At 71.1% G+C, this 22,909-nt stretch carries 23 protein-coding genes, 1 tRNA gene and 1 other RNA gene; 11 read left to right on the top strand and 14 right to left on the bottom strand.

The window, feature by feature from the left end; all coding sequences use genetic code 11:
* Positions 1 to 2 precede the first annotated feature (2 nt).
* Complete coding sequence (locus ACFXDE_RS15730) at positions 3 to 854, top strand: immunity 49 family protein (protein ID WP_380494498.1); 852 nt, start codon at positions 3 to 5, stop codon at positions 852 to 854.
* Positions 855 to 1,146: 292 nt separating this feature from the next.
* On the opposite strand, the gene ACFXDE_RS15725 is transcribed toward ACFXDE_RS15730, so the two are convergent.
* Entirely contained in the window at positions 1,147 to 2,538 is a 1,392-nt protein-coding gene (locus ACFXDE_RS15725) for a serine hydrolase domain-containing protein (RefSeq protein WP_380494496.1), read from the bottom strand.
* Positions 2,539 to 2,785: 247 nt separating this feature from the next.
* Here ACFXDE_RS15725 and ACFXDE_RS15720 point away from each other — a divergent pair, with 247 nt between their 5' ends.
* Complete coding sequence (locus tag ACFXDE_RS15720) at positions 2,786 to 3,985, top strand: FAD-dependent monooxygenase (RefSeq protein ID WP_380494494.1); 1,200 nt, start codon at positions 2,786 to 2,788, stop codon at positions 3,983 to 3,985.
* A 382-nt stretch (positions 3,986 to 4,367) separates the two neighbouring features.
* Here the strand turns inward: ACFXDE_RS15720 and ACFXDE_RS15715 are convergent, their stop codons facing one another.
* Positions 4,368 to 4,592: a hypothetical protein gene (locus tag ACFXDE_RS15715; RefSeq protein WP_380301025.1), complete on the bottom strand. Its 225-nt coding sequence runs from the start codon at positions 4,590 to 4,592 to the stop codon at positions 4,368 to 4,370.
* The gene (locus ACFXDE_RS15710) at positions 4,567 to 5,253 is read right to left on the bottom strand and encodes a hypothetical protein (protein ID WP_380301027.1); all 687 of its coding nucleotides are present in this window, start codon (positions 5,251 to 5,253) and stop codon (positions 4,567 to 4,569) included. The genes ACFXDE_RS15715 and ACFXDE_RS15710 overlap by 26 nt, the downstream gene beginning before the upstream one ends.
* Positions 5,254 to 5,366: 113 nt before the next feature.
* Between ACFXDE_RS15710 and ACFXDE_RS15705 the strand changes: the two genes are divergently transcribed.
* The 5 genes from ACFXDE_RS15705 to ACFXDE_RS15685 all read left to right on the top strand — a co-directional run bounded on the left by ACFXDE_RS15705 (position 5,367) and on the right by ACFXDE_RS15685 (position 7,450).
* Positions 5,367 to 5,801 (top strand): Hsp20/alpha crystallin family protein, encoded by a 435-nt coding sequence (locus tag ACFXDE_RS15705; RefSeq protein WP_049649656.1) that lies wholly within the window; start codon positions 5,367 to 5,369, stop codon positions 5,799 to 5,801.
* Positions 5,802 to 5,929: 128 nt separating this feature from the next.
* Positions 5,930 to 6,223, top strand: a complete 294-nt coding sequence (locus ACFXDE_RS15700) for an STAS domain-containing protein (protein ID WP_380301029.1) — start codon at positions 5,930 to 5,932, stop codon at positions 6,221 to 6,223.
* Between the two features lie 44 nt (positions 6,224 to 6,267).
* On the top strand, positions 6,268 to 6,672 hold the full coding sequence (locus ACFXDE_RS15695; RefSeq protein WP_380301031.1) for a DUF2267 domain-containing protein: 405 nt from the start codon (positions 6,268 to 6,270) through the stop codon (positions 6,670 to 6,672).
* Positions 6,673 to 6,736: 64 nt separating this feature from the next.
* Positions 6,737 to 7,135: a DUF2267 domain-containing protein gene (locus ACFXDE_RS15690; protein WP_380390135.1), complete on the top strand. Its 399-nt coding sequence runs from the start codon at positions 6,737 to 6,739 to the stop codon at positions 7,133 to 7,135.
* Between the two features lie 69 nt (positions 7,136 to 7,204).
* Positions 7,205 to 7,450, top strand: a complete 246-nt coding sequence (locus ACFXDE_RS15685) for a DUF6296 family protein (RefSeq protein WP_380494492.1) — start codon at positions 7,205 to 7,207, stop codon at positions 7,448 to 7,450.
* A gap of 123 nt (positions 7,451 to 7,573) precedes the next feature.
* On the opposite strand, the gene ACFXDE_RS15680 is transcribed toward ACFXDE_RS15685, so the two are convergent.
* The 10 genes from ACFXDE_RS15680 to ACFXDE_RS15635 form a co-directional block, all read right to left on the bottom strand.
* On the bottom strand, positions 7,574 to 8,608 hold the full coding sequence (locus tag ACFXDE_RS15680; RefSeq protein WP_380390137.1) for a UDP-N-acetylmuramate dehydrogenase: 1,035 nt from the start codon (positions 8,606 to 8,608) through the stop codon (positions 7,574 to 7,576).
* A gap of 11 nt (positions 8,609 to 8,619) precedes the next feature.
* Positions 8,620 to 9,663 carry a serine hydrolase domain-containing protein gene (locus ACFXDE_RS15675; RefSeq protein WP_380390140.1) on the bottom strand — a complete coding sequence of 348 codons (1,044 nt, stop codon included), beginning with the start codon at positions 9,661 to 9,663 and terminating at the stop codon, positions 8,620 to 8,622.
* 2 nt (positions 9,664 to 9,665) lie between these two features.
* Entirely contained in the window at positions 9,666 to 10,970 is a 1,305-nt protein-coding gene (locus ACFXDE_RS15670; RefSeq protein ID WP_380440304.1) for a UDP-N-acetylglucosamine 1-carboxyvinyltransferase, read from the bottom strand.
* 2 nt (positions 10,971 to 10,972) lie between these two features.
* Entirely contained in the window at positions 10,973 to 11,713 is a 741-nt protein-coding gene (locus ACFXDE_RS15665) for a hypothetical protein (protein WP_380390142.1), read from the bottom strand.
* Positions 11,714 to 12,090: 377 nt separating this feature from the next.
* A complete protein-coding gene (locus ACFXDE_RS15660; RefSeq protein WP_380494490.1) occupies positions 12,091 to 13,470 on the bottom strand; it encodes a helix-turn-helix domain-containing protein in 1,380 nt (459 codons plus the stop codon).
* Between the two features lie 120 nt (positions 13,471 to 13,590).
* Positions 13,591 to 13,908, bottom strand: coding sequence for a hypothetical protein (locus ACFXDE_RS15655; protein WP_380390146.1), 318 nt, complete (start codon positions 13,906 to 13,908; stop codon positions 13,591 to 13,593).
* Between the two features lie 149 nt (positions 13,909 to 14,057).
* The gene (locus ACFXDE_RS15650) at positions 14,058 to 15,806 is read right to left on the bottom strand and encodes a relaxase/mobilization nuclease domain-containing protein (RefSeq protein ID WP_380494488.1); all 1,749 of its coding nucleotides are present in this window, start codon (positions 15,804 to 15,806) and stop codon (positions 14,058 to 14,060) included.
* On the bottom strand, positions 15,796 to 16,686 hold the full coding sequence (locus ACFXDE_RS15645; RefSeq protein ID WP_380494486.1) for a hypothetical protein: 891 nt from the start codon (positions 16,684 to 16,686) through the stop codon (positions 15,796 to 15,798). Before ACFXDE_RS15645 ends, ACFXDE_RS15650 begins: the two co-directional genes overlap by 11 nt.
* A 250-nt stretch (positions 16,687 to 16,936) precedes the next feature.
* The gene (locus ACFXDE_RS15640) at positions 16,937 to 17,725 is read right to left on the bottom strand and encodes a DUF2637 domain-containing protein (RefSeq protein ID WP_380390152.1); all 789 of its coding nucleotides are present in this window, start codon (positions 17,723 to 17,725) and stop codon (positions 16,937 to 16,939) included.
* A gap of 468 nt (positions 17,726 to 18,193) precedes the next feature.
* The gene (locus tag ACFXDE_RS15635; protein WP_380494484.1) at positions 18,194 to 19,516 is read right to left on the bottom strand and encodes a DUF3631 domain-containing protein; all 1,323 of its coding nucleotides are present in this window, start codon (positions 19,514 to 19,516) and stop codon (positions 18,194 to 18,196) included.
* 408 nt (positions 19,517 to 19,924) lie between these two features.
* Between ACFXDE_RS15635 and ACFXDE_RS15630 the strand changes: the two genes are divergently transcribed.
* From ACFXDE_RS15630 to ACFXDE_RS15620, 3 genes are all read left to right on the top strand, one after another.
* Positions 19,925 to 20,434, top strand: coding sequence for a helix-turn-helix domain-containing protein (locus tag ACFXDE_RS15630; protein ID WP_380494483.1), 510 nt, complete (start codon positions 19,925 to 19,927; stop codon positions 20,432 to 20,434).
* Positions 20,435 to 20,882: 448 nt separating this feature from the next.
* Positions 20,883 to 21,188, top strand: coding sequence for a helix-turn-helix domain-containing protein (locus ACFXDE_RS15625; RefSeq protein ID WP_380494481.1), 306 nt, complete (start codon positions 20,883 to 20,885; stop codon positions 21,186 to 21,188).
* 13 nt (positions 21,189 to 21,201) lie between these two features.
* Positions 21,202 to 22,446, top strand: coding sequence for a tyrosine-type recombinase/integrase (locus ACFXDE_RS15620; protein WP_380390160.1), 1,245 nt, complete (start codon positions 21,202 to 21,204; stop codon positions 22,444 to 22,446).
* Positions 22,447 to 22,546: 100 nt separating this feature from the next.
* On the opposite strand, the gene ACFXDE_RS15615 is transcribed toward ACFXDE_RS15620, so the two are convergent.
* Positions 22,547 to 22,631 (bottom strand) — tRNA-Ser (locus tag ACFXDE_RS15615).
* A 110-nt stretch (positions 22,632 to 22,741) separates the two neighbouring features.
* Between ACFXDE_RS15615 and ffs the strand changes: the two genes are divergently transcribed.
* Positions 22,742 to 22,832: signal recognition particle sRNA small type (gene ffs / locus ACFXDE_RS15610), an RNA gene on the top strand.
* Positions 22,833 to 22,909: the final 77 nt, after the last annotated feature.

Raw genomic sequence — 22,909 nt, 5'->3', positions numbered from 1 at the left:
CAGTGGTGTCGATCATTTCCCGTCATCCCTTCCCCATGGGAAACGCGGAAGAGGGCCTCGCGATGCTCCAGACGAACGCGCTTCAGCTGATCGACGGGCTGGAAGCGGACTCCACCGACCTGGGCGATGCGTTGCGCCTGACCGTCACCTTGGCCAAGTCGCGCTGTCTGATGGACCCGGAGGGATCGCACCTGCCCACGTGGGAGTCGTGGGTGAACGCGATGCAGGTCGGCTCCGCCGTGTTCGCCGCCGCGACCACGGCTGACGAGCATGTGCAGTGCCGTATCGCGGACAAGGACCGCACCCTCCAGGCCACCGGTGTGCGTGCTTACGTGAGCCCGGAGTCCTGGCTCACCGCCCTGTACCTGGCAGTGGTCTGCCGGGAGAAGAAGAGGATCACGGCCCTGTGCCAGGTGCCGCTCTCCCTGTTGCGGGAATCCGGGTCGCGCTCCGCCGAGTTCGATTACGCCTGGATCGATGTGCTCCAGACCTATTGGCTCGGAGGCTCTGACCTTTTCGCCAAGCTGACGGTCGCGATCGACGCCACCGACCCGGCCACCGTTTCCGACCCGGAGACGGTGGCTCACCTGGTCTACCCGTCGATGGAGCTGTTCCACCGCTTCGTCCGCAGGGATCACGCCGGCTTCAACCGGGCCCTCACCGAAGCCCTCGAGTGGCACAAGCAGTACTGGAGTCAGGGGGATCGGGCCCTTAGGGCCTCGGGCCTCGTCGCCCTGGCCCCGCTGGCCATGGCTTGCCTGGCCCATGACACGGGCACCCCCATCGAGGTCCAGTCCGAGTACCTGCCCATCGCACTCCTTGAGCGCGACTGGTGCGGCGAGTTTCCCACCTAGGAATATCCGGCACCACGTGCTCGGTGCCGCTGTAGGTGGTGAAGCGGGGCTCGACGCCGGTCGTCGCCGCCGACGGCGCGGTGTACACCCGCGATGCCGACTACAACGCGGGCACCTGGAACAACTGGACCGCCGTCCCCGGCGGCGCAAGCGCCTGAGACCCCGTCCGGTAGTCCGGGCCGCAACAGCAGAGACACCACGCTCACGGCGTGGCCCCGGGCTTTGAATACCCGGGGCCACGCCGTCTTGGCGAGCAGGATCGGTGAGGCCGGGACGACGTCGTTCGATCGGGCTACCGGTCCGCCGGGGTCCTGGTGAAGAGGCGGCCGGCGAGGTCGGCTCCGGTGATCGTGCCGGCGTCGTCGCGGGTGAAGAAGCCGCGCTGTCCGGTGAGGCCGCCGCTGGTGACGATGTACTCGTCTCCGTCGCCGGGCAGCAGGCCGAGGGTGGCCGGGGGCAGGTCCGCGGGCAGTTCGGTGTCGGCGGCCGCGCGGATCTCCGGCTTGATGGCGCAGGAGATCGTCAGCCCGGCGCCGTCGACGGCGATGGTGAGCGCCATCACGTCGTTCTCGTAGGTCCCGGCGGCCTCCTGGGCCCGGGCCTCGTCGAAGGGGAGGGGCTCCGGATCCCGCTCGACCACCCCCAGGTGGTGTTCGAGCGCCCACCGGAGCGCGGCCCGGTTGAAGGCGAGGCCGCCGTCGGGCCCCGCGTTGGACAGCGCGGCGACGGCGAAGTCGTGCTCGGGGACGATGAGGAGTTCGGCGAACTGGCCGTTGGTGGAGCCGCCGTGGCCCACGGTGCGCACGCCGTCCACGTCGCGCAGGAACCAGCAGATGCCGAAGGCGTCGCCGAGCGTGCTGCCGTGCAGTTCGACGGTCTGCTGCCGCATGCGCCGCAGGGCTTCGGCGGGCAGGACCGGGGTGCCGTCCTGGGCGCGGCCGTCACCGAGGTGGAAGCGGGCCCAGCGGAGCAGGTCCGCCACCGAGGACGCGCCGCCCCCGCCGGGGTTGTTGGCGCGGGTGTCCTTCCACTTCCGCGCGACGGTGGGTGTGCCGTCCTCGCCGACGGTGTGTCCGACGGCGAAGCGCCGGGTCATGACCTCGTTGACCGCGAAGGAGGTGTGCGACAGGCCGAGCGGCTCGAACAGGAGTGAGGAGACGGCCTGTTCGTAGGTCAGACCGGTGACCTTCTCGATGATCCGCCCGGCCAGGTTGAACGCCATCTGGCTGTAGGAGGCCCGGGTGCCGGGCGGCGCGATCGGCTGCGACTCGGACATCCTCGTCACGTACGCGGCCAGGGCGTCGTCTCCCTCGCCGGTGTCGACGTTCATCCGCCAGTCCAGCCCGGCGGTGTGGTTGAGCAGGTTGAGGACGGTGATCCCGGCCGCGGCCCGCTCGTCCGGGAGCACCAGCTCGGGGACGTAGCGGCGTACCGGCGCGTCCAGTTCGACGCGCCCTTCGGCGACCAGGCGCATCAGCACGGTCGCCGTGAACGTCTTGGAGACCGAGCCCAGGACGAACAGCGTCCGCTCGTCGACGGGCAGCGGGTTGTCGACGCTCGTCACGCCGTGGCAGGCGTAGATCTCCTTCCCGCCGGCCCATACCCCGACGGCGACGCCGGGCAGACCGTACTCCTCGGCCGTCGCCTCGACGAACGCGGCCAGCGACTCCTGCGACTGCGACATGGCACTTCCCCCTTCTCCCTCGCGCACGCCACCCCGATGGCCGCGGCGCCCCACTGTGAACTGAGCCGTGATCAAGTACGCGCCACAGCACGACGTCCACGGTCAGGAAAGCCGCCGGCCCGTCAGGTGGGCCGCGGGCGGCTCGCCGAAGCTACCGCCCGAACCTGTTTTGAACAAGTGTCTTGCACAAACGTCTAATACTGCCGTACTGTCAGTGCCGGTTCAGACCTGACTCGGGGGGCTTCCCATGAAGAACACGAACGTCCTGATCTCCGGTGCCGGCATCGCGGGCACGGCCCTTGCCTACTGGCTGCGGCGCCACGGCTTCACGCCCACGGTGGTGGAGCGGGCTTCCGGGATCCGCGAGGGCGGCTACAAGGTCGACATCCGTGGTGCGGCGCTGGAGGTGGTCCGGCGGATGGGCGTGCTGGACGAGATCCGCCGGTTGCGCACCGACGTGCGAGAAGGGTCCGTGGTCGACGCCACCGGCAAGCGGGTGGCGAGCATGGACGGCGACACCTTCGGAGGGCGCGTCCACGGAGATGCCGAGATCCTGCGCGGCGACCTGAACCGCATCCTGTACGAGCTGACCGAGAACGACGTCGAGTACCTCTTCGACGACTCCATCGCCTCGCTCACCGACGGCCCCGACGGGGTGAAGGTCACCTTCGACAGCGGCCGCACCCAGGTCTTCGACCTCGTCCTCGGCGCCGACGGGCTGCACTCCCGGACCCGTGACCTGGCCTTCGGCCCGGAGAGCCGGTACGTCCGCGACCTCGGCCACTACATCTCGATCTTCAGCGTCCCCAACCGGCTGGACCTGGACCGCGAGGAGCTCACCTACGTCGGCGCCGGCCGCACGGTACTGACCTACAGCACCGCCCGGGACACCGGAGCCAAGGCGATGTTCCTCTTCGCCTCCGAGCAGCTGACCTACGACCACCGCGACCGCGCCGAGCAGCAGCGCCTGCTGGCGAGCGCCTACGCCGGAGAGGGCTGGGAGGTCCCCGGCCTGCTCGAAGGCATGGCGAGCGCCCCCGACTTCTACTTCGACTCGCTCAGCCAGGTCCACATGGACCGCTGGTCCCAGGGGCGCGTGGCCCTGCTCGGAGACGCGGCCTGCTGCGCCTCCCCCGCGTCGGGGCAGGGGACCGGTCTCGCCCTGGTGGCCGCCTACGTCCTGGCGGGAGAACTGGCCGCGGCCGGCGGCGAGTACGAGGCCGGTTTCGCGGGCTACGAACGGCAGGTGCGGCCCTTCGCCGAGCAGAACCAGAAGCTCGGGCCGGCGAACGTCAAGCGGATGGTCATGCGCACCAGCGGCCAGGTCCGGTTCTCGATGGCGATGCTCTCGCTGATGGCGCGACTGCCCGGCAAGGAGCGCATCATGGCCAAGCTCATCGAGCCCATCCACAAGGCGGCCACCGCCATCACCCTCGGCGAGTACTGAGCGGCCCCGCCGCCGCGGCGGCGGTCGGGACAACTGAGACCGGGACCGGAGCCCGGGAAACGACGAAGGCCCGGGCCGCGTGATGCGGTCCGGGCCTTCGTGCTGCCACGGCTGGCAGAGGCGGAGGATACGAGATTCGAACTCGTGAGGGGTTGCCCCCAACACGCTTTCCAATTCTCCCGAACGCCGTCCGCCGGGGTTCACACCCGTCCTGACCTGCGCCGGAGTGAACCGCTGGGCGGCGGCTGAACCCGGCTGGACGGGGGTGAATGAGACCAAAACTGAGACCAGCTGGCTCCGCTCACCAGGCCCGACAGCCCCTGCTCACGACGCCTCTGGTCAGCTGGCTCCTGCCTCTACGCGCCATGAGGCGAGCCCGCTCCTAAGCACGGGGACTGTCCGGATCGGGGGCGGGCAGTGGCCAGTTGGGGTGGGCGAGGTGGCGGCGCAGGGCGTCGAGGCGGGCGAGGTGGTGGTCGAGGGCGGCGTTGACGGTGCTCGTGGTGGCGGCCACTCGTGCTTCGAGGTCGTGGATCCGGTCCAGGAGGTCCTGCCAGCGCCTTTCGGCGGCGGTGGCAGGGTCAGGCGCGGCGTCGGTCGCTGTCATCGCGGAGCTGGGTGGTGTGGTGGGTGAGGGCGTCGAGGCGGGTGGCGAGGTGGCCCTGGCCGGTTCCGAGGTGGGGGCGGACGGCGGCGAGGGGCTCTATCAGGTCGGCGGGGTCGGTGGCGCCGAGGGCGGCGGTCAGGGCGGCCTGGGCGGGACGGGCGCCGGGAGCGAGTGCGGCCGTGGTGATCTGGGCGGCGAGGACCCGCAGCTCGGCGGCGTTGTCGCGGGCCCAGACGGTGACCGATCGGTCGGCGGCTCGCCGGTCACGGACAGCCTTGACCCGTTCCGCGCCGGTACCGGACCGCGAAACTTCGGCGGCGGGCTTGAGGCGCAGGTAGCGGTTCTCGGCGGCCTGGCGGCTGGCGACGCCCATCGGGTGGGCGAGGTCGGCCCAGGTGGCGCCGGCTTCCCGGGCGCTCTCCACCAGGCCGGCCTCCCAGCCGGCGAGCTGGCCGCGTAGTTCGCGCAGCAGGACGAGTGCGGCCAGGGCCTGCTCGGGGCCTTCCCGCTCACCGGGGGCGGTCGGGGGCCGGGACGCGGGGTTCTGGGCGGTGCGGACGGCGTCGTCGATGGCGGCCAGCGCCGCCGCGGCTGCCAGGAACGAGACGGGCTCGACCGGCGGGCAGGCGTTGGGGGCGGCTCTGCGGGACTTCTCGCTCATGCAGTCACTCTATAGGCGACGCGGCGACTTGTCATCGAATGGATGACGCGCTAGAAAGGAGTCAGGTGAAGCGCACTGGCTCCCACAGCCCAACCACCTGGAGGTGTTTCGCAATGCTGCTGCGCACTGACCCGTTCCGTGAGCTGGACCGGCTGACCCAGCAGTTCCTCAACACGACCGGCACCTGGTCGCGTCCGACGCCGATGCCGTTGGACGCCTACCGGGCCGGCGACGAGTACGTGATCTGCTTCGACCTGCCGGGGGTTGACCCGGAGGCGATCGACATCGACGTCGAGCGGAACATGGTGACCGTCAAGGCCGAGCGCCGCCCGCGCCAGGAAGGCGAGGGCATCAAGTGGGAGCTGTCCGAGCGCCCGCTCGGCGTGTTCTCCCGCCAGGTCATGCTCTCCGACACCCTCGACCCCGCCGGGATCACCGCCGACTACGACGCCGGCGTGCTGACCCTGAAGATCCCGGTCGCCGAGAAGGCCAAGCCCCGCAAGATCGAGATCAGCCACAGCGGAAGCCGCAAGCAGATCCAGGCCTGATCCGTTCCCCGATGCCGTTCCGGCCGCCCCTGATCTCTCCCCCTCGATCGAATGGGGCGGCCGGAACATCCCTCGACCGCCGGGCCGGCCTACTTGGACCGGCCTACCAGCAGCGACGCGGAAACGCCATGAACGGCCAGAGCAACCAGCCCTTCATCGTGCGAGCCCACGGCGAGATCGACCTCGACGCCGCACCCTCGCTGCACCGTGCTCTGGCCACCGCGCTCGAGTCGCACCGGGAGGTGGTGCTGGATCTGTCGGAGGTGACGTTCATGGACTGCGCGGGCCTGGGCGCCTTGGTCCGGGCCCAGGGCCAGGCCGACCGGTGCGATGCCCGCCTGGTCCTGCGCGGGGCCGGCCGCTGCGTGATGCGGCTGCTCAAGCTGACCGGTCTGCACCGGCGCCTGGCTGTCGAGCCTTGAGGCCACCCGGGCGCGCCGGGCCTCGGTACGGAGGAAGAACCGCGATGACGCTTCGATGGGAGACGTTCCTGGAAGAGGTCCGGGAGCGCGGTGAGTACGACAGCCCGCAGGAGGCCGAGCGGGCCGCCCGGGTAATCCTGGCCCTGCTCGGCGCCCACCTGGTCGGCGACGTGCGCGCCGAACTGGCCGCCCGACTGCCCGAGACCATGGCCCTGATCCTGCTCAACCCGCTGCACGCCGCCGAGCCACTCAACCCCGAGCGGTTCGTGCGCGCGACCGCGGCCTGGATCGAGGGCGCCACCGAGGCCACGGCCCTGTGGGACATCGGCGCCGTCCTGTCCACAGTGGCCGACGCCGCCGGCGACTACCTCATGGACCAGGTCCTGCTCCAGTTGCCACCCGGCTACGACCTGCTGTTCGGCCGCCCGACCGCAGGGACGCGACCCTGACCCTGACCACCCCTCACACGCCGCCGGCCCGCCCAGCGGCCAGCCCCTGGAAGGCTCCACGGTCATGACCCGCTACCGCCACCTCCTCCAGCAGGTCCGCAACCTCGGTCGCTACCCCACCGACGAGGAAGCCGAACGCGCCCTCGATGCCGTCCTGGCCCTCCTCGGCTCCCAGCTCACCGGCGACGAACGCTGCGACCTCGCCGCAGCCCTGCCCGAACGGGCCCGCGCCGTCCTCGCCGCCCAGATCCCCCTGCCCCATCCCGTCACCGCCCCCGCTTTCGTCGAAAGCCTCGCCCACACCCTGGGCACCAGCCTCACCGCCGCCCGCTGGGACGCCTCCTCCGTCCTGGCCGCCCTCACCACCCTCACCGACGACAACCTCACCGACTGCCTCCTCGCCCACCTACCCCGCGGCTACGCCCTGCTGTTCGGCCGCGCGGACCTGGCCGCCGTCGCCTGAAACAGCGGGCCCGACCCACCTCGCGGGAGCGCTCCGCGCTGCCCTGGCAAGCACCCAACCGCACACCGAATGAGGCGACGCGACCGATGGACAGACCCCAGCGCTACGCGGTCACCCGGCCCGCCCGGCCGGCACGGGCCGCCCGAGGTCGTCGTCGTCCACCTCATCGGCGTGTACACCGCTACCGGGGAACCGGTGTACACAGATGAGGCGGGCGCATTCCGGGTGGCGATCGAAGGAGAGGTGGCCCGGCCGCTCACCGCGCTGCCGGGGCCCGGCTGCCATGCCTGCCTTCACGCCGTGCCACTGCCCTGACCGGATGCTCGCGGTTCTCGGTGCCCCGAGTGAAGTGCCAGTGTTCGCCGTCGTCTTGGCTGCTGATGGCGGCGCGGAGGGGTATGTTTCCGCGCATGGAGGTCTTGGTGCCCACCAGGCTTCTTATGCCCAGGCGCCGACCAACGTCGGCTCGGGCCGGAGCTTGATGCCGGTTGCGATCTCGACCTGCGCCGAGAGTTCAGTGAGGGCCTGGGCGAAGCCAGTTGCGGTCGCTCCGTCGTGGGCGGTGAGGGTGAGGGTGCGGTGTTCCGAGCAGCGGATGCCGTCTGCGATCTTGTAGCCGGGGCGGTAGCCGGTGTGCTCCAGCAGCCAGCCGGCGCTGGCCCGCAGTTGCCCGTCGCTGTCGCTGTGGACCGGGCAGCCGGCATCCGACCAGCGGGCGGCCTGGGTGGCGGTGACGGGTGGGTTGAGGAAGACCGATCCGGCCTGGCGGGCGTCGGGTCCGTGGGGGTCGAGGAGGAGTCCGCGGCGGTGGCGGTTGGCGAGGACGGCGGTGGCCACCTCGGCCACGGGCGGTCGGGCGCCGACGTGGACGCCGAGTTCGTCGGCGAGCGGCTGGTAGGTGATCGGGGCAGCCGGCGAGCGGGTGAGGTGGAACGTCGCGGTGAGGATGGTCCAGCGGCCGGGGTCGTTCTTGAAGCGGCTGTCGCGGTGGCGGAGGCGGCATGCCTGGGTGGGTAGGGTCCGCAGGCGGCCCATGTCCCAGTCCCAGGCGGTGAGGTGGTCGAGGGTGTCGGAGACCTGCTGGCCGTAGGCTCCGGCGTTCTGGACGGGGGCGGCGCCGACAGTGCCGGGTATGCCGGCCAGGCACTCGATCCCGGCGAGGTGTTCGGCTGCGGCCCACTGGACGAGGTCGGCGAGCGGGTGGCCGGCCTGGACGGTCGCGGCCACCGTGTCGTCGTCCACCCGCTTCACGGTGATGCCCCGGGTGTTCATCAGGGCGACGGTGCCCTCGTGGCCGGTGTCGGAGGCGATGACATTGCTGCCGTGGCCGAGGGTGAGGGGCGCGTCCTCCTGCCGGTCGCCGATCGTGCGGACCAGTTCGAACCAGTCGTCGGGGTCGGCGACCTGCAGGACGTCGCTGGCCGGGCCGCCGAGCCGCAGGGTGGTGAGGGACGCGAGCGTGGTGCTGGGCACGGGTGGCCCTCCTAGGGTTCGTCGGTGATCGCCTTCAGGGCGAGGGTCCGCAGCGGGGCGAGACGGGTGCGGTTGTCCTGGTGGTGGTAGACGGCGTTGGTGCAGATGGCCAGGTAGCGGCCGGTGGCCGGGGCGAGGTAGAGGCTGGTCCCGGTGAAGCCGTGGTGGTAGGCCACCCTGCCCTCGTCGGCGAGGATCCAGGCCAGGCCACGGTCGAGGCCCGCCTCGATCTCGGCCTGTGGCTGCATGCTGTGGGCGAGCCAGCGGCCCAGGGGCCCATCGGTGGCGTGCGAGGACAGCAGGTGGGTGGCGAAGGCGGCGAGGTCGGCCGGGGTGGTGAACACCCCGGCGTGGCCTGCGACTCCGCCGAGCAGGGCGGCGTTGTCGTCGTGCGGCATCCCCCACAGCCGGGGCCCGCCCGCCAGCCGCTGCTCGGTCGGGGCGACCAGGGCGGAGCGGGGCACCGGTCCGTAGGTCGTGCTGGTCAGGTCGAGGTGCTGCCAGAGCTCTGCTGCCAGCTCGTCCAGGCGCTGGCAGCGGTAGTGGGCCAGAGCCAGGCCGAGGAGGATGAAGCCGCGGTTGATGTAGCGGTGACCGGCTCCGGGCTCAGCGATCAGGTCTTCGCCGCAGATCAGCTCGGCCAGCGGCTCGGTGCGGCCCCGGTATCGGTCGAGGCGAGTGTCGGCCCGCAGGCCGGAGGTGTGGGCCAGGATCTGGCGGGCCGTCACCTCGCCGCCGGGTGCTTCGGCCGGGATGCCGGTCAGCAGGTCGCGGATCGGGGTGTCCAGGGTGAAGCCGTCCATGAGGGAGGTGCCGACCAGCGGCCAGGTGGCCAGGACCTTGGTCAGTGAGGCCACGTCGTACACCGTGTCCGGCCCCGGCCGGGCGTCGCCGCACTCGGGGGCGACGACGCCGGAGGCCAGGTAGCCGGGCTCGGTGTCGAAGGTGCCATGGGCGATGACGCCGCCAGGCACAGTGCCGTCTGCGGTCATCAAGTCCAGGCAATCACGCAGGTCGGCGAGCGCGTTCGGCTTCCACGGCACGGCGTTGGTCACGGCTACTCCTGGTCGATCGTCAGGTGGGCACCGAGCGCGGCCAACTTCGGCAGCAGGCTGCCGTATCCGCGCCGCAGGTGATACATCCCTCGGATCGTAGAGGTGCCCTCGGCAGCCAGGGCGGCGATCACGAGAGCGGTCACAGCCCGGATGTCCTCCCCAGCCACGCTGGCGCCGTTGAGGGCGGACCGGCCCCGGACGGTGATCGCCGAGCCGGTCGCGTTGACGGCAGCGCCGAACGCGGCCAGGGCGGGCAGGTGGGTGTCGCGCTGGGTGTAGATCCGCTCGTCGATGCGGGAGGTGCCCTCGGCCTGGGTGAGGAAGGCAGTCAGCTGTGGCTGCACGTCGGTCGGGAAGCCGGGGTGCGGGCCGGTGGCCATCTGTACCGGCCGCGGCCCGGCCGGGGTGCTGACCGCCGTTCCGCCGTCCAGCGGGTCGAGCTGGATTCCGGCGTCGGCGAACACCGACACCAGCCCGTCCGGGAACGCGGCCGGCGGGAAGCCGTCCAGGTGGACGGTGCCGCCGGTGATGGCGGCGGCCAGCGCGAGAGTGGCGGCCTCCAGCCGGTCCGGCGGCACGGTGAACACCCCGCCCCGGATGCGGTCGGTGCCGGTGACGTTCAGAGCCGTCCCGCCCCGCCACTCGATGCCGACGCCGGCCTGCGAGAGCAGGGCGGCGGTGTGGGTGACCTCGGGTTCCACACTGGGGTTGAGGATCGCGGAGGTGCCCGGGGTCCGGGCGGCCAGCAGCATCGCGGTGACCGTCGCACCCAGGCTCGGCCCCCACGAGCGGGTCTCGGCGTCGGTGATGAACGGCAGCCGCTTGCCGGTGAAGCGGGCCCGCACCCGGCCCCGGTTCACCTCGACCTCGGCCCCGGCGGCTTCCATCGCGGCCAGGTGCCGGTCGATGTAGCGGGCGCAGAAGGCGTCCCCGCCGGGGGTGGGGAAGGTGACCTTGCCGGCGCGGGCCAGTAGGGCGCCGCCCATCACCGCGGTGGTGCGGATGCGCCGTCCGAGGTCGTCCGGGATAACCGGGAAGTAGGAGTCGGCCGGTCGGGTGGCGAACTCGTCGCCTGCCACGGTGGCGCGGGTGCCGGTGCGGTGCAGGATGTCGGCGACGACCAGGGTGTCCAGGATCTCGGGTGCACCGGCCAGGGTGAGCGGGTCGTCGGCGAGGATCGCGGCGGCGTACAGGTGCAGGGCGATGTTCTTGCTGCCCTGGACGGCGGCGGTGCCGACCAGGCGGCGGCCCCCGGTGATCCGCACGGCCCGCTGGTCGGTCATGGTGGTGGTGTCGGTGGTGGGCATGGTCACCTTCCCTGGCTTCCGGCCGGGAAGAAGCCCCCGACCTGGGTCTTCGGGTAGAGCAGGGTGTGCGCGCCGATCAGGGTGGCGGGCTGGAGCACGGTGCCGGCGGGAACGATCACGCCGTCGCCGATCACCGCGCCGAACTTCGTCTGGCCGGTGGCGATGCGGCGGCCGTCGAGGTGGGCGCAGACCTCTTCGGTGGCCGGTTCAACGACCGGCCCGGAGGTGACCCGCAGGCCAGTGGTGGACACGAACGCGCCGATGTTGACGCCGAGGCCGAGCACGGAGTCCCCGACAAAGCTGGTGTGCTTCATGAAGACCCCGCCGGTCAGCAGGGAGCGGGTGACCTCGGCGCCGAAGCCGATCTGGCAACCGGGACCGACGACGGTGTTGTCGCGCACCCGTGCGCCGGCCTCGATCACCGCGCCGGTGCAGACAAGCACCGGGCCGGTGACGAACGCGCCTTCCGCAATGACGGCTCCGGGAGCCACGATCACGTGGCCCCGAACGGTGGCGCCGGGCTCGATGGTCCCGGTCGCCTCCGGCAGCGAGACGTCCAGGTTGCCGGCCAGCAGGTCGGTGATGGCCTTCTTGAGGCCGAACACGGTCGGGCAGCAGTTCAGCAGGTGCAGCACGACCGGGTCGGTGACGTGCTCGGTATCGAAGTAGTACGCGGGTGTGGTGCGGTAGTCGATGCGCTCCAGCTCAGTGTTCAGCGCAGGCGCGTCGGTCAGCCGGTGCATGGCTGGATCTCCTCTCGGGCGAGCGAGGAAGAAGGGGAGGGGCCGTTGCGACGGCCTCCGGGTGCCTCAGAAGGCAGGCAGATCGGGCGCGGTCGCCGAAACCTGGGGGCTGGCCTCAGCCGGCTGATTATGAACAGCCAGGCCAAGTAGGGCGAGCACGGGCAGGTGCAAGGCGGCCCAGGATGCGGTGAGGAAGGCGCCGAGCCGGTCACGATCCGTTGGGGCGGCGTGCCGCCGGTTGTCGGGCGGCGGGGAGGTGCTGGGCGTTGGCATGGGAGGGCCTTCGGCAGCAGGGGGAGGAGTGGACGTTCCCCAGTGAACTGCCGGGCGGAAGCCTGGAACCGTAGCCGGACTACGGCACGTAGTCCGGCTACGGGTCAGACGATCTGAACGCCCGCTCGGGCGGCGAAGTCCCGTACGCCGGGCAGCTTGCGCTCGTGCCGAAGCAAGGGGGTGACAAGGTCACGGACGGCACCCCGGCGGATTTCCTGCGGGGCCGCCTCCTCGGCGGCCAGCAGAGCCCGGTAGCACTGTTCGGGCTTGTTCCACTGGTCGAACGCACGGGCCACATCGGTGAAGAACCGGGCTTGCCGCTCGGCGGTCGGCAGCGCGGTGGGGTCGATCGTGGAGGCCAGCTCGATTGCTCGGCCGGCGTCACCAAGCTCGTAATGCACCGACAACTCGTGCAGGGCGACGCCCTGGATGCCGTCGACCAGGCCGGAAGCCCGGCCGGCAGCTGCGGCGCTGTCGGCAGCCTCACGGATCAGCGAGTGCGCGTAGGTGCGGTCGCCGGTCTTCGCGGCGGTATAGGCCGCAGTGGCGTACAGGTCGCCGCGGGCGGCCAGGCGGGCAGACTCGGGGACCGCGGTGTCGGCGAGGAGGTCTTCGGCGGCGACCACCACGATGTCGGTTGCTCGGGCCAGGCTGCCCTGGCGGCGCCAGGCGCTGGAGACCATCCGCTGTGCCTCGGCGACCACTAGCGGGTCGCCGCCGTCCCGGGCGGCGGTGAGCGCGCGGTCGGCGGTGATGGCCACCAGGTTGTTGTCACCGATCTTGATGCACAGCCGAACTGCGATGTTGTAGAGCCGGGCGACGTTGCGAGCCCGCTCCTCGGTGCTGCCGACCATCTGGGCGGTAGCGATCCGGCTCGGCAGAGCCTCAGCGAGCGCGTCGTACTTGGCTGCCTTGAACTCGCGACGGGACGTCAGGAGGGAGGCGGCGACTGTCTCGTGGGTGGGCTCGCTGCGGGGCGCCGGAACCCGCCCTGTCCCGTAGAGCAGCAGGTCCTCCAGGCCGGCCAGCGGTGAGGCTGCCTCGGCGTGCGCGGCCTGCTGGCCGGCAACCGGGGTGAACAGGGCGGCAGTCGCCAGGGTCAGGAACGGGCGGCGTCGCACATCGTCCTCCTCGGCAGCGGAACTGCTCGTCAGCGTAGCCGAGGTGGACTTGCGGGGGCGGGACCTCGGCCGGTCTGCGGCTGGTTGCGGTAAGGCCATCAGCTCGTTGAGCTCGCAGCTCAGTACCTCCGCGAGGCGCCGGAGCAGGGTCAGATCTTTCACCTGCTGCAAGTCCCGTTCGACCAGGGACATCCAGACCTCGCTGCGGTCGAGCTCAGTGGCGAGGCGGAGCTGGGTCCACTCCATCTCGGCGCGACGGAGCGCGATGAACTTGCCGAACGTGATGCCGTTGCCCCCCACGCTGGCCCCCGGTGCCGTGTTGAAGCCACTACGGATCGCTACCGTACCGATGCTGGGGGCCACGGTGTAGTGCTTTCGGACCGGAGCTGGCAGTGACCGCGTTGTCCGGGAAGGTGCTGCTGGTTCGTGGGCCGGCCCTGGAATGCCTGAGGCCCGCTGTGTAGGCGAGCCTCAGGCTGCGGGTCACGACCAGGTAGTGCCGGCGAGCAGGCCGTCGAAGGCAAGTGCCCGCATGGCGGTTCCGTAGTCGTCCCACTCGTGTTCGGGGGCGGTGAAGTGCAGGTCGAAGTAGGCGCGGGTGAGGTCGGGCTCGTGCCACTCGGTCGCGCAGCGGCAGCGGACGAAGACCTGGTGGCGGACGTTGAGGAGGAGCCAGTCCCGGCGGGCGCGGCAGTCGGGGCAGGTGATGGGGATGCCGCGGGCGTCGAGTTCGCCGGGGTGGGGGACGGCGCGGATGACGGCTCTGTGGTGGCCGTCGTGGTCGGTGCTGGGGTTGGTCAAGTGGGGCCCTTCGGTGTCGGGTGACGGCTGGCAAGCACACAAGACGCACGGCGGCCGGGGTGGTTCCCGGCCACCGGAGAAGACATCGAACCGACATCTATGGCACGGGCGTTCGTGTGACTTGGGGGCGCGGTTCAGGCACGTGAGCATCAGCGTCGGCGGGTGGGATCGCTGGCGGCCTTGGGGCTGGTCGGCACGGCGGGCGTGGTGGGCGCGGCCTTCGCGGTAGTGCTGGTGGTGTGGGCTCGGGCGGCCTGGGCGCGCTTGTCGATGCGGTCGGCGGTGGCGTTGCGCAGGCGCCAGAGGAGGACTTCGGCCGGTCGGTCGGCGGTGGTGAGTTCCCGTTGCTGGACGGCCTCGGCGAGGGCTCGGCGGGGTGGTTGGCCGGAGGATTCGGCCTGGGCGAGCGCGGTGGCGAGGGCGGGCCAGGAAGGGTCGGCGAGGATGCGCTGGGCGTGGTCGGGGACGGCGGCCTGGACCTGGGCGGCGAGGCGGTCGGTGGTCTTGGGGGTGGGGGTGCGGCGGGTGAGGTCGGCGATGACCGGCTCGGCCGTCTGCCGGTAGGCGGTTCGCAGGTGGACGAGGGACTGCTGGGCGGCGTGGGCTTGCTGCTGGTGGCCTTGGGTCTGGTGCCAGCGGGCAATGGCGATCACGACGAAGACGGCGGTGGACAGCAGGGCGGCGGCGGTGGCGCCGTCCTCGCCGGAGCCGGCGGTGTGCAGGAGTTGCTTGGCGGCGGTGCGGAGGGCTGCGGCCTGCTGGTGTTCGGCACGGACCTTGGATCGGGTGGCGCGGTTGAACGCGGTTGCGGCGGCTCGTAGTTCGGCGCGGGTGTGGGCGGGTGCGGTGAGGGCGGCGGTGTGGAGGAGTTCGCCGAAGGCGGCGGCCTGGGCCTGGACGACGTTGTCGAACGCGTCAATGCCGGGCACGTCGGGGTGGTGTTGGTCCTGGTAGGCGAAGCGGGCGGTCTCCCGCAGGGTGGTCTCGGCCTGTCGCCAGCGGTCCGGTTCGATCGTGCCCTGTGCGGGTGTGGTGGGCTGCTGGGTGGTGAGGCGTTCGCGCAGGCGGTTGATGGACAGGTCGGGGGAGAGCTTGGAGCCGCCGAAGTAGACGGGTTCGCCTTGGGCGTTGACGTCGCCAGGGCGGGCGAGGCTGTAGCCGATGACGTCGCCGCTCTCGGGTCCGATGCGGTAGCGGACCTGGATGCCGAGGGCGGTGAGGGTGGAGAAGTACTCCTGCTCGTCGCGGACGGCGGCGGCGACGGCTTGGGCCTGTTCCTGCAGCCACTCCTTGGCGGTCTGCTGGTGGCCGGTGCGCTGGGCCTTGGCCTGCTCGGCGCTGGTGGGCATCGGGGCGGCGGTGTGGTCGCCGGAGTTGAGCTGGCGCAGGCCGAGTTCCTTCTCGATCTTGCGACACTCGGCCTGGGCGCGTTGGCCGTCGCGCTTGTTGCGGGGGCGGCGGCCGTCCTCGCGGACGCTGGTGGCCATGATGTGGATGTGGTCGTCGGCGTGGCGTACGGCGATCCACCGGCAGCCCTTGTCGTCGCCATCGGGCGCGATGCCAGTGGCGTGGACGATCCGGCGGGCGACCTCGGCCCACTCGGCGTCGGTGAGGTAGCGGTCGCCCGGGGCGGTGCGCACAGGGCAGTGCCACACGTGCTGCGGGACGGTCGCGCCCAGGCGCCTCTCGCGGGCGCGGACGGGCTGGTCAAGGTAGTCAGCCAGTTGGTCGAGGAGCTGATGGTGCTGGTCGAGGGGGGCTCGGCCGGGGTCGGGCAGGCCGGGCATGGCGAACGCGGCGACGATGTGCGGGTCGGTGTGCTCGTCGCGTCGGCCGGGGCCGAAGAGGTAGGAGAGCAGACCGCGGGTGCGCGAGCCGGTGGAGATGTCAGGCACCACGGCGGCCTCCCGGCAGGACGCGCTGGTAAGCGTGACGGGCCTGGGTCGCGCAGGCGTGCAGCTCGGTCAGGACTTCCATGGCGCGCTCGGGGATCGGGCCGCTGTAGACCTCGACCATGAGCTGGTTGAGGTTGTTGCCGGCCCGGTCGATTGCCCGCTGGTGGGTGCCGATCGCTTCGGTGAGGAGGGCGATGGCCTCGTAGTCGGGCATGGGGACGAACGCATTGAGGCGGCCGGTCCGCATGTACGCCTGAGCGACACTCATGGCGGAATCCGCGAGGAACGCGGATCGAGAGCGCTTGAGCTTCGTGGCGACGAAGTCGAGCAGTTCCTTCTCGGCCGGCTCGACCGAGCAGGTGATCTGGTCGTCGCGCTTGGTTCCGGAACGCGGCCGGTACATGCGTTCGGCAAGCGGAGCGGTGTTGTCGTCCACCGGAAGCGCGGGGCGGTCGAGCACCGGAACGCGCTCGTGGATGAACTCGGCAGGGGTCACGGTCGGCGCTTCACGCACGACGCGGTCGTCGGCGTCGGCACGCTCGGCGTCGATGTCGTTGTGCGGCTCGGTGTCGTACGGGGGAAGTTCGTCCTGGTCATGGCCGCCCTCGGTCATGACCTCCTGGTCCGGCGCGCCCTCGCGCCGGTCCTGCCCCGCCACCCCTGGGGCGGGGTCAAGCGCAAAGTCCGCGGCGCCAACGGCGTTGTGGACTTTGCCCCAGCTTGCTCCGTCGTCGTCGTGACCGTGGCCGGTCCAGGGCAGGGCCTGCTTGACGCGGGCGAATATGCCACCACGTCCGGGCTTGTCGCTACCGGTTCCGCAGGGCTGTGCTTCCTGTTCGGGCGTGGCGGAAGCAGGGGCGAGGTGGTGCTGCTGGTCGGGCACGGGGATCTTCCGGTTCTTCTGTGAGGGCAGGTGGTTGTCGGCTGGTGGGGCGTTCGCCGGATGCGGGGTGATGGTCCGGCGGAAGAGGGGTTTGGCGGTGCCGGAGTTCCGGTGTAGACGTCGCCGGTTCAGGACTTCCGGGGTCTCCGGATGGACCCTGGGGGAGTTCCGGTGAGCGTCGGTCAGCTTCGGTGAGGGGCCGCTCGCCCGGTCCGGAAGCGGTCCGGTGCTCGGGCGAGCGGCGCGGGCCTCAGGCCGCCGAGGCGCTGGCTTGCGCGGCGGCCTGCTGCCTGGCCTCTTCGTCCTTGAAGCGCTGGGTCAGCTTGCCGAGGCGGTCGCTGGCGATGGGTATGCCGGCCTCGCGCAGGACTGTCCTGATCACGGCCTGGGTGGGGCCGTGCTCCTGGACGGCAGGCCGGACGATCTCGGCCAGCTCGTCCATCGAGGCGGCGGGCTTGCGGCCGGTGCGCTTGGTGCCCACCACCGGTTCCCGGCTGTCGGGCCGGACGTCGTCGTCGGGCTCAAGCACCGGTTCGTCGGCGGGCAGGTCGCCCTGCTCCGCGTCCGTCACCGGTGCGGACTCGGTTGCCGGTGCAGGCTCGGGGTTTTCGCGGAGCGGGAGTTCGCCATCGGCGCGCTTCGGGTCGGTGGCGGTGGTGTTGTGGGCGAGGAGGGTGCCGCCGAAGAAGGCGAGGGCGGGCCATCCGGCGACGAGGATCCGTAGCCAGGCGGGGACGTGGGCGAGGTCGAGGAGGCCGGCGGTGGCGACGTTGGCGCCGAGGGAGGCGGTCAGGGCGATGGCGAACCAGGTCCAGGCGGTGCCGGCGGGGCGGCCGGTGGTGCGCAGGGTTCGCATGCGGTGCCAGGCGGCGACGAGCAGCAGGTCGACCGAGACGGGGTAGGCCCAGGCTTTCCAGCCGTGTTGTCCGGCGGCTTCGGCGATGTCGTGGAGGTGGGCGAAGGACAGGGCGCCTGCGATGGCGGCCTGTACGAGGACGGCGTCCGGGCGGGGCAGACGCGGTGGGGTGGTGGAGGTCATGCGGAAGTGGTCCTCGCGGGTCGGGCGGTGGTGGTTTGTGGGATTGCCGTCTTTGCCGTCTTGCCGTCTTGGTGCTGCGGGACGGTCTGTGGGCTGGGGCGGATTCGGCTGCCCGGGTGGTGCCTTGGACGCGGCGGAGCTCGGGTTCAGGCCGGTGCGGTATCCGTCTTGGGGCTTGTATCCGTCCCGGAGGCATGGCCTTTGACCTGCGGTTTTACGGCAGGGACGGCTGGGACGGCACAAGACGGATGTGTTTCCCGTCCCGCCACCGGGCCCGCCGCTCACGCCCCGGACGGGGGCGGCGGCGGGCGCTGGCGGGAGTGGACGGCTGCCGTCTTGGCATGGGGCCTGATCCGTCTTGGTGCGGATGCCGTTGCCGTCTTGGGGTGCCGTTCCGTCTTGGCGGCAGGTGCGGTGACCTGCGGTTTTACGGCAGGGACGGCAGGGACGGCATTTCGGGGAGGGTGGTCAGCCTCTGCTGCCCGCTGCGGTGGCGTTCACGGGGTGGACTGCGGGGCAGTAGCGCCGCCAGGCGTCGAGGAACTTGTTGCGCAGGTAGCCCTTGCGCTGGGTTCCGTCGGGCATGCGGACGTTGCCGGAGGAGATGCCGAACTCGCGGAGCATCGCGCCGAGGCCGCGCGGGGTCAGCCCGCCTCGGCTGGTCTCGGCCCAGGGGGCCTCGGGGTCGCCGTTGAGGTTGAACAGCAGTTGGTCGGTGGCGATGCTGTCCGGCTCACCGGCGGCGTGGAAGATCCGCCGGATGTCCGCGAGGATCCGCGCGCCGCCGGGGTTGTCCTCCTCGGTCTGGACCTCGGCGTCGACCATGCGCTTGCACGCCTGGCGGGCCAGGCGGGGCCATGGTCCTCCGGCGAGGTCGGCGATGATCACCAGGGGTTCCCAGGTGTCGGCGGCGCGGTCCTCGACCGGCATGCTCGGCTCCAGGTGGAGGGCCTGGTCCGCGAGGGGTGCGGTCCAGCGGGCGATCTTGTCGCGGATCGCGTGCAGGGCGGGGCGGTCTCGCGCGGTGCGGTACGGCGCGACGCGCTCGCCCTCGGCTCGGCGGCGCATGCGGATCACGATCGAGCGGTCCATGATCGTGTCGGGGAGGTCGCCGATGCCGGCGATGGCCGCCATGGCGAAGGTGGGGAACTGGCGAGGGGTGTGGTCGTTGCCGACCACCCGCAGCACGTACCGGTCGCGCTGGTGCCCGGCGTTCAGCAGGCCACGCATCTCCTCGTTCTTCTCCGCCGCCTTCGGGCTGCCGAAGATCGTGTCCGCCTCGTCCACGAGCAGGGTGGGCGGCTCCTCGCTGATCGAGCGGAAGATGGCGGCCGGAGAAGAGTTCACCGTCAGCATCGCCTGGTGGACCGTCTCGGCGAGCAGGTCGAGCAGGCGCGACTTGCCGCAGCGCTTTGCCGGGCCGACCACGGCCAGGCGCGGGGCGTGCTGCCACGAGCCCTGCAGGTGGGTCGCGGCGACCCACAGCGTGGCGGCGTCCAGGGCCTGCTCGGAGGGAAGAATCACGAACTTCGCGATCAGGGCCCTCAGCTGCGCGAGCAGGTCGGCGCCCTCGGTCACCTCGGTGTCGGGCATCAGGTCGGTCCCGTCCGGGACGGTGGGCTCGGCAGGCGCCGCCTCGGCGTCGTGTCCACAGGCTGTGGACACGACGGGCTGCTGGGCGGGCAGGTAGGTGCCGGGCTCGCCGGCCTTGGCCACGGGCGGCCATGCGACGGTGGGCTTGTCCGCTGGGAGGGGTGTGGCGTGGGGCTGGGAGGCAGTAACCTCGGTCATGGAGATCCTCACTCGGCGGCTCCGGGGGGCAACCCGGTCCGCCGTAGGTCGACTGTCCTGGGATGGGCGGTGGCGAGGTTTTCGATCAGCCCCCGGTGTTCGTAGCGCCGGGGGCTTCGCGTTTTCCTGGGGGCATTCGGGCTGGCGCCCGACCCGGCTTAACCTCTTCTCGGTTGGTCGTTTCATGCTGGCATGGTCGAACGTAGCGGGATATCGGCCTCCAGTCAAGCGATTCACGCATGGCAATCTCAACCTCTCTCGGCATTTCTGCTGGCTGGACTGATTCGTGAAGGTTTCGTGAAGGTCCAGTCAACCGCTTGGCGGTTGGGCTTTTCATGCTGCTACAGTCACTCCTGTCGTCGCGCCGCGCCTGCTCGCAATCGGAAGGAGGTTGATATGGTCAACCCCATGGTGCATCGGTACAAGGCCCTGGAGGGCGAGGCCCTCGTGGCCCACAACCTGAAGGTCTTGCGCAAGGCCGCCCGCCTCTCCCAGGAGGACGTGGCCGAACGCATGACCCGGCTCGGCTTCAAGTTCCACCAGACCCAGGTCGCCAAGATCGAGAACGGAACCCGCCCGGTCCGCTTCGACGAGGTGATCGGCCTGGCCAAGGCACTCAGTGTCCCGCCGGCGAACTTCATGACCGAAGCCGTGGCCGGCCCGGACGAACCGGACTACGAGCTGCAGGAAGCAGGCTTCGCCGTCGAGAAGGCCGAGCAGGAGTGGAGAACCGCCCACGACCTCGAACAGGCCGCCAAGGCCCGGTACGACGAGGCCCTGCGCACCTACGAGGAGATCGCCGAACGGCTCGAAGCCCAAGGCGTCGACCTCGGCCCCTCCGGCGCCGAGCCCACCTGGTACCCGGCCCCCAGCTCCCAGTGGGACCCGCTCCGCAAGGGCCCCTCGGCCGACCGGTAAGCGAGCCCGCCCAGCTCGCCGCCTGGGGCATCCTCGCCGCGACCCGGCCGGAATCCTAAAAAGGCCAGACCGGCGCACGCGCCCAAGATCTTTTTTCGTTTCCGGCCGGGGCCGCCGTAGTGTGCCCGTCCCGCCCACCACCCCGCTGCCCGACCCTCGGCGCTACGAACGCTGAGGGCCGCCCCAGCTCGGGATCGACGGCCTCGCGGAGCATCATCGCCGCGACCCGGCTCGCAACCTAAAACGCTCGACCCGGCCCATGCGTCCAAGATCGTTTTAGGCCCCGAGCCGAGACCGCCGTAGTGTGCCCGCCCCGCCCACCACCTACCCCGCTGCCCGTCCCCCGGCGCTACGAACGTCGAGGGCCGCCCGGCAGCCCATCAACCCACCGCCCATCCCAACAGTCGCCACGGCGGCGCGTTGCCCCGCGCCGCTGGGAGGAACACCTATGCCTGAAACGCCCCTGTCCCTCGCGCGCCTTGCCGGCGCAATCGGCCTCACGGAGCACCAGCTCCTCGCCCTCGTCGCCAGCTGCGGCACGGAGGTGCCGGACCCGACGCTCGTCGCCCTCACCGTGGAGGAAGCCGCCCGTCGTCTCGGCGTCGGCCGGACGACCATGCACGCCCTGGTCGCCTCCGGCGAAGTCCCGTCCGTGACGATCGGCCGTCTCCGCCGAGTGCCCGCCGAGGCGCTCAAGGAGTACGTGGCCGCCCGTACGCAGGCTGCCCCTTCGACCGTCGCGCTCGCGGCCTGAGCGGGGGAACCGAATGGCGAACACCCGCAAGCCCAACGGCGACTCCTCGATCTACCAGGGCAGCGATGGCCGCTGGCACGGCCGCGTCACGGTCGGGGTCAAGGACGACGGCACCCCCGACCGCCGCCACGTCAGCGCCAAGACCCGCCCCGAGGTCACGGCCAAGGTCCGCAAGCTGGAGAAGCTGCGCGACAACGGCACCGTGCCCAAGGCTGGCCAGAAGTGGACGGTCGGCAAGTGGCTGACCCACTGGATCAAGGAGATCGTGCCGGGCACCGTCAGCGAGAACACATACGCCGGATACGAGGTCGCTGTCCGCGTGCACCTCGTCCCCGGCCTCGGCGCGCACCGCCTGGAGAAGCTGGAGCCCGAGCACCTGGAGCGCTTCTACAAGAAGATGCAGGCCGCCGGCAGCGCCGCCGGTACCGCCCACCAGGCCCACCGCACCATCCGTGTCGCCCTCGGCGAGGCTCTGCGGCGCGACCACCTCACCCGCAACGTGGCCACGATCGCCAAGGCCCCGAAGCTCGAAGAGGAGGAGGTCGAGCCGTTCGAGATCGAGGAGGTCCAGGCGCTCATGGACACGGCGCGCAAGCGCCGCAACTCCGCCCGCTGGATCTTCGCGCTCGCCCTCGGCCTGCGTCAGGGCGAGGTGCTCGGGCTCCAGTGGAAGGACATCGACTTCACCCGAGGCGTCGCCTGGGTCAAGCGCGGCCGACTGCGGCCCAAGTACCGGCACGGCTGCGGCGACCGCTGCGGGCGCAAGCCCGGCTTCTGCCCGAAGAAGGAGCCGATCCGGCGCGAGACCAAGGACACCAAGTCCCGAGCCGGGCGACGCGCGGTGCCGCTGCCCGAGCCGCTCGTCGTGATCCTCCGGCAGCACAAGGAGGAGCAGGACCGCGAGCGGGCCCTCGCGCGCGACCTCTGGACGGACAAGGGCTACGTCTTCACCTCGGAGACCGGCGAGCCGCTCAACCCCAGCACCGACTACCACCACTGGAAGCGTCTCCTGCGCGAGGCCGGCATCCGTGACGGCCGCCTCCACGACGCCCGCCACACCGCCTCGACCGTCCTGCTCCTGCTCGGCGTGCCGGAGCGGATCGTAATGGCGATCATGGGCTGGTCCTCGACCTCGATGGCCCAGCGCTACCAGCACGTCACCGAGCCGATGCTGAACGACGTCGGCAGGAAGATCGGCGCGGCTCTGTGGGGCGACGTCGGATCTGGCCCAGAGGACCCCGGCGAAGACGCCGCCTGAGGCCCAGAACCCCAACTGAGACCAAAACTGAGACCACGACACGAAGAAGGCCCCGACCGGAAACCCGGTCGGGGCCTTCAACTGCCTTGCTAGGCAAAGGCGGAGGATACGAGATTCGAACTCGTGAGGGGTTGCCCCCAACACGCTTTCCAAGCGTGCGCCCTAGGCCTCTAGGCGAATCCTCCGTGGGAGAGCTTAGTACATGTTTTGGGGTGCTCGCGACCAGCTATCCCGAGGTGGGGAGGTGGGGGTGGCCTGTGGATCGTCGGGGCTGGGATCCGGTAGTGTTGGGGGCAGCCCCTCGTGTGGCGTTATCTCTCTGAACCCCCCCAGGGCCGGAAGGCAGCAAGGGTAGGAGGGCTCTGGCGGGTGCACGGGGGGTCTTTGCGTTCCCGGAGGGCCTTCCACGGGGCTGCGGGTGGGACGAGGGGTGCCGCGTTTGTCGGTCCGTCCCGATATCGTC

This window comes from Kitasatospora sp. NPDC059408 (genome assembly GCF_042751525.1).
In the GTDB taxonomy this organism is placed as follows: domain Bacteria; phylum Actinomycetota; class Actinomycetes; order Streptomycetales; family Streptomycetaceae; genus Kitasatospora.
This window is presented reverse-complemented; position numbering and strand designations above follow the sequence as displayed.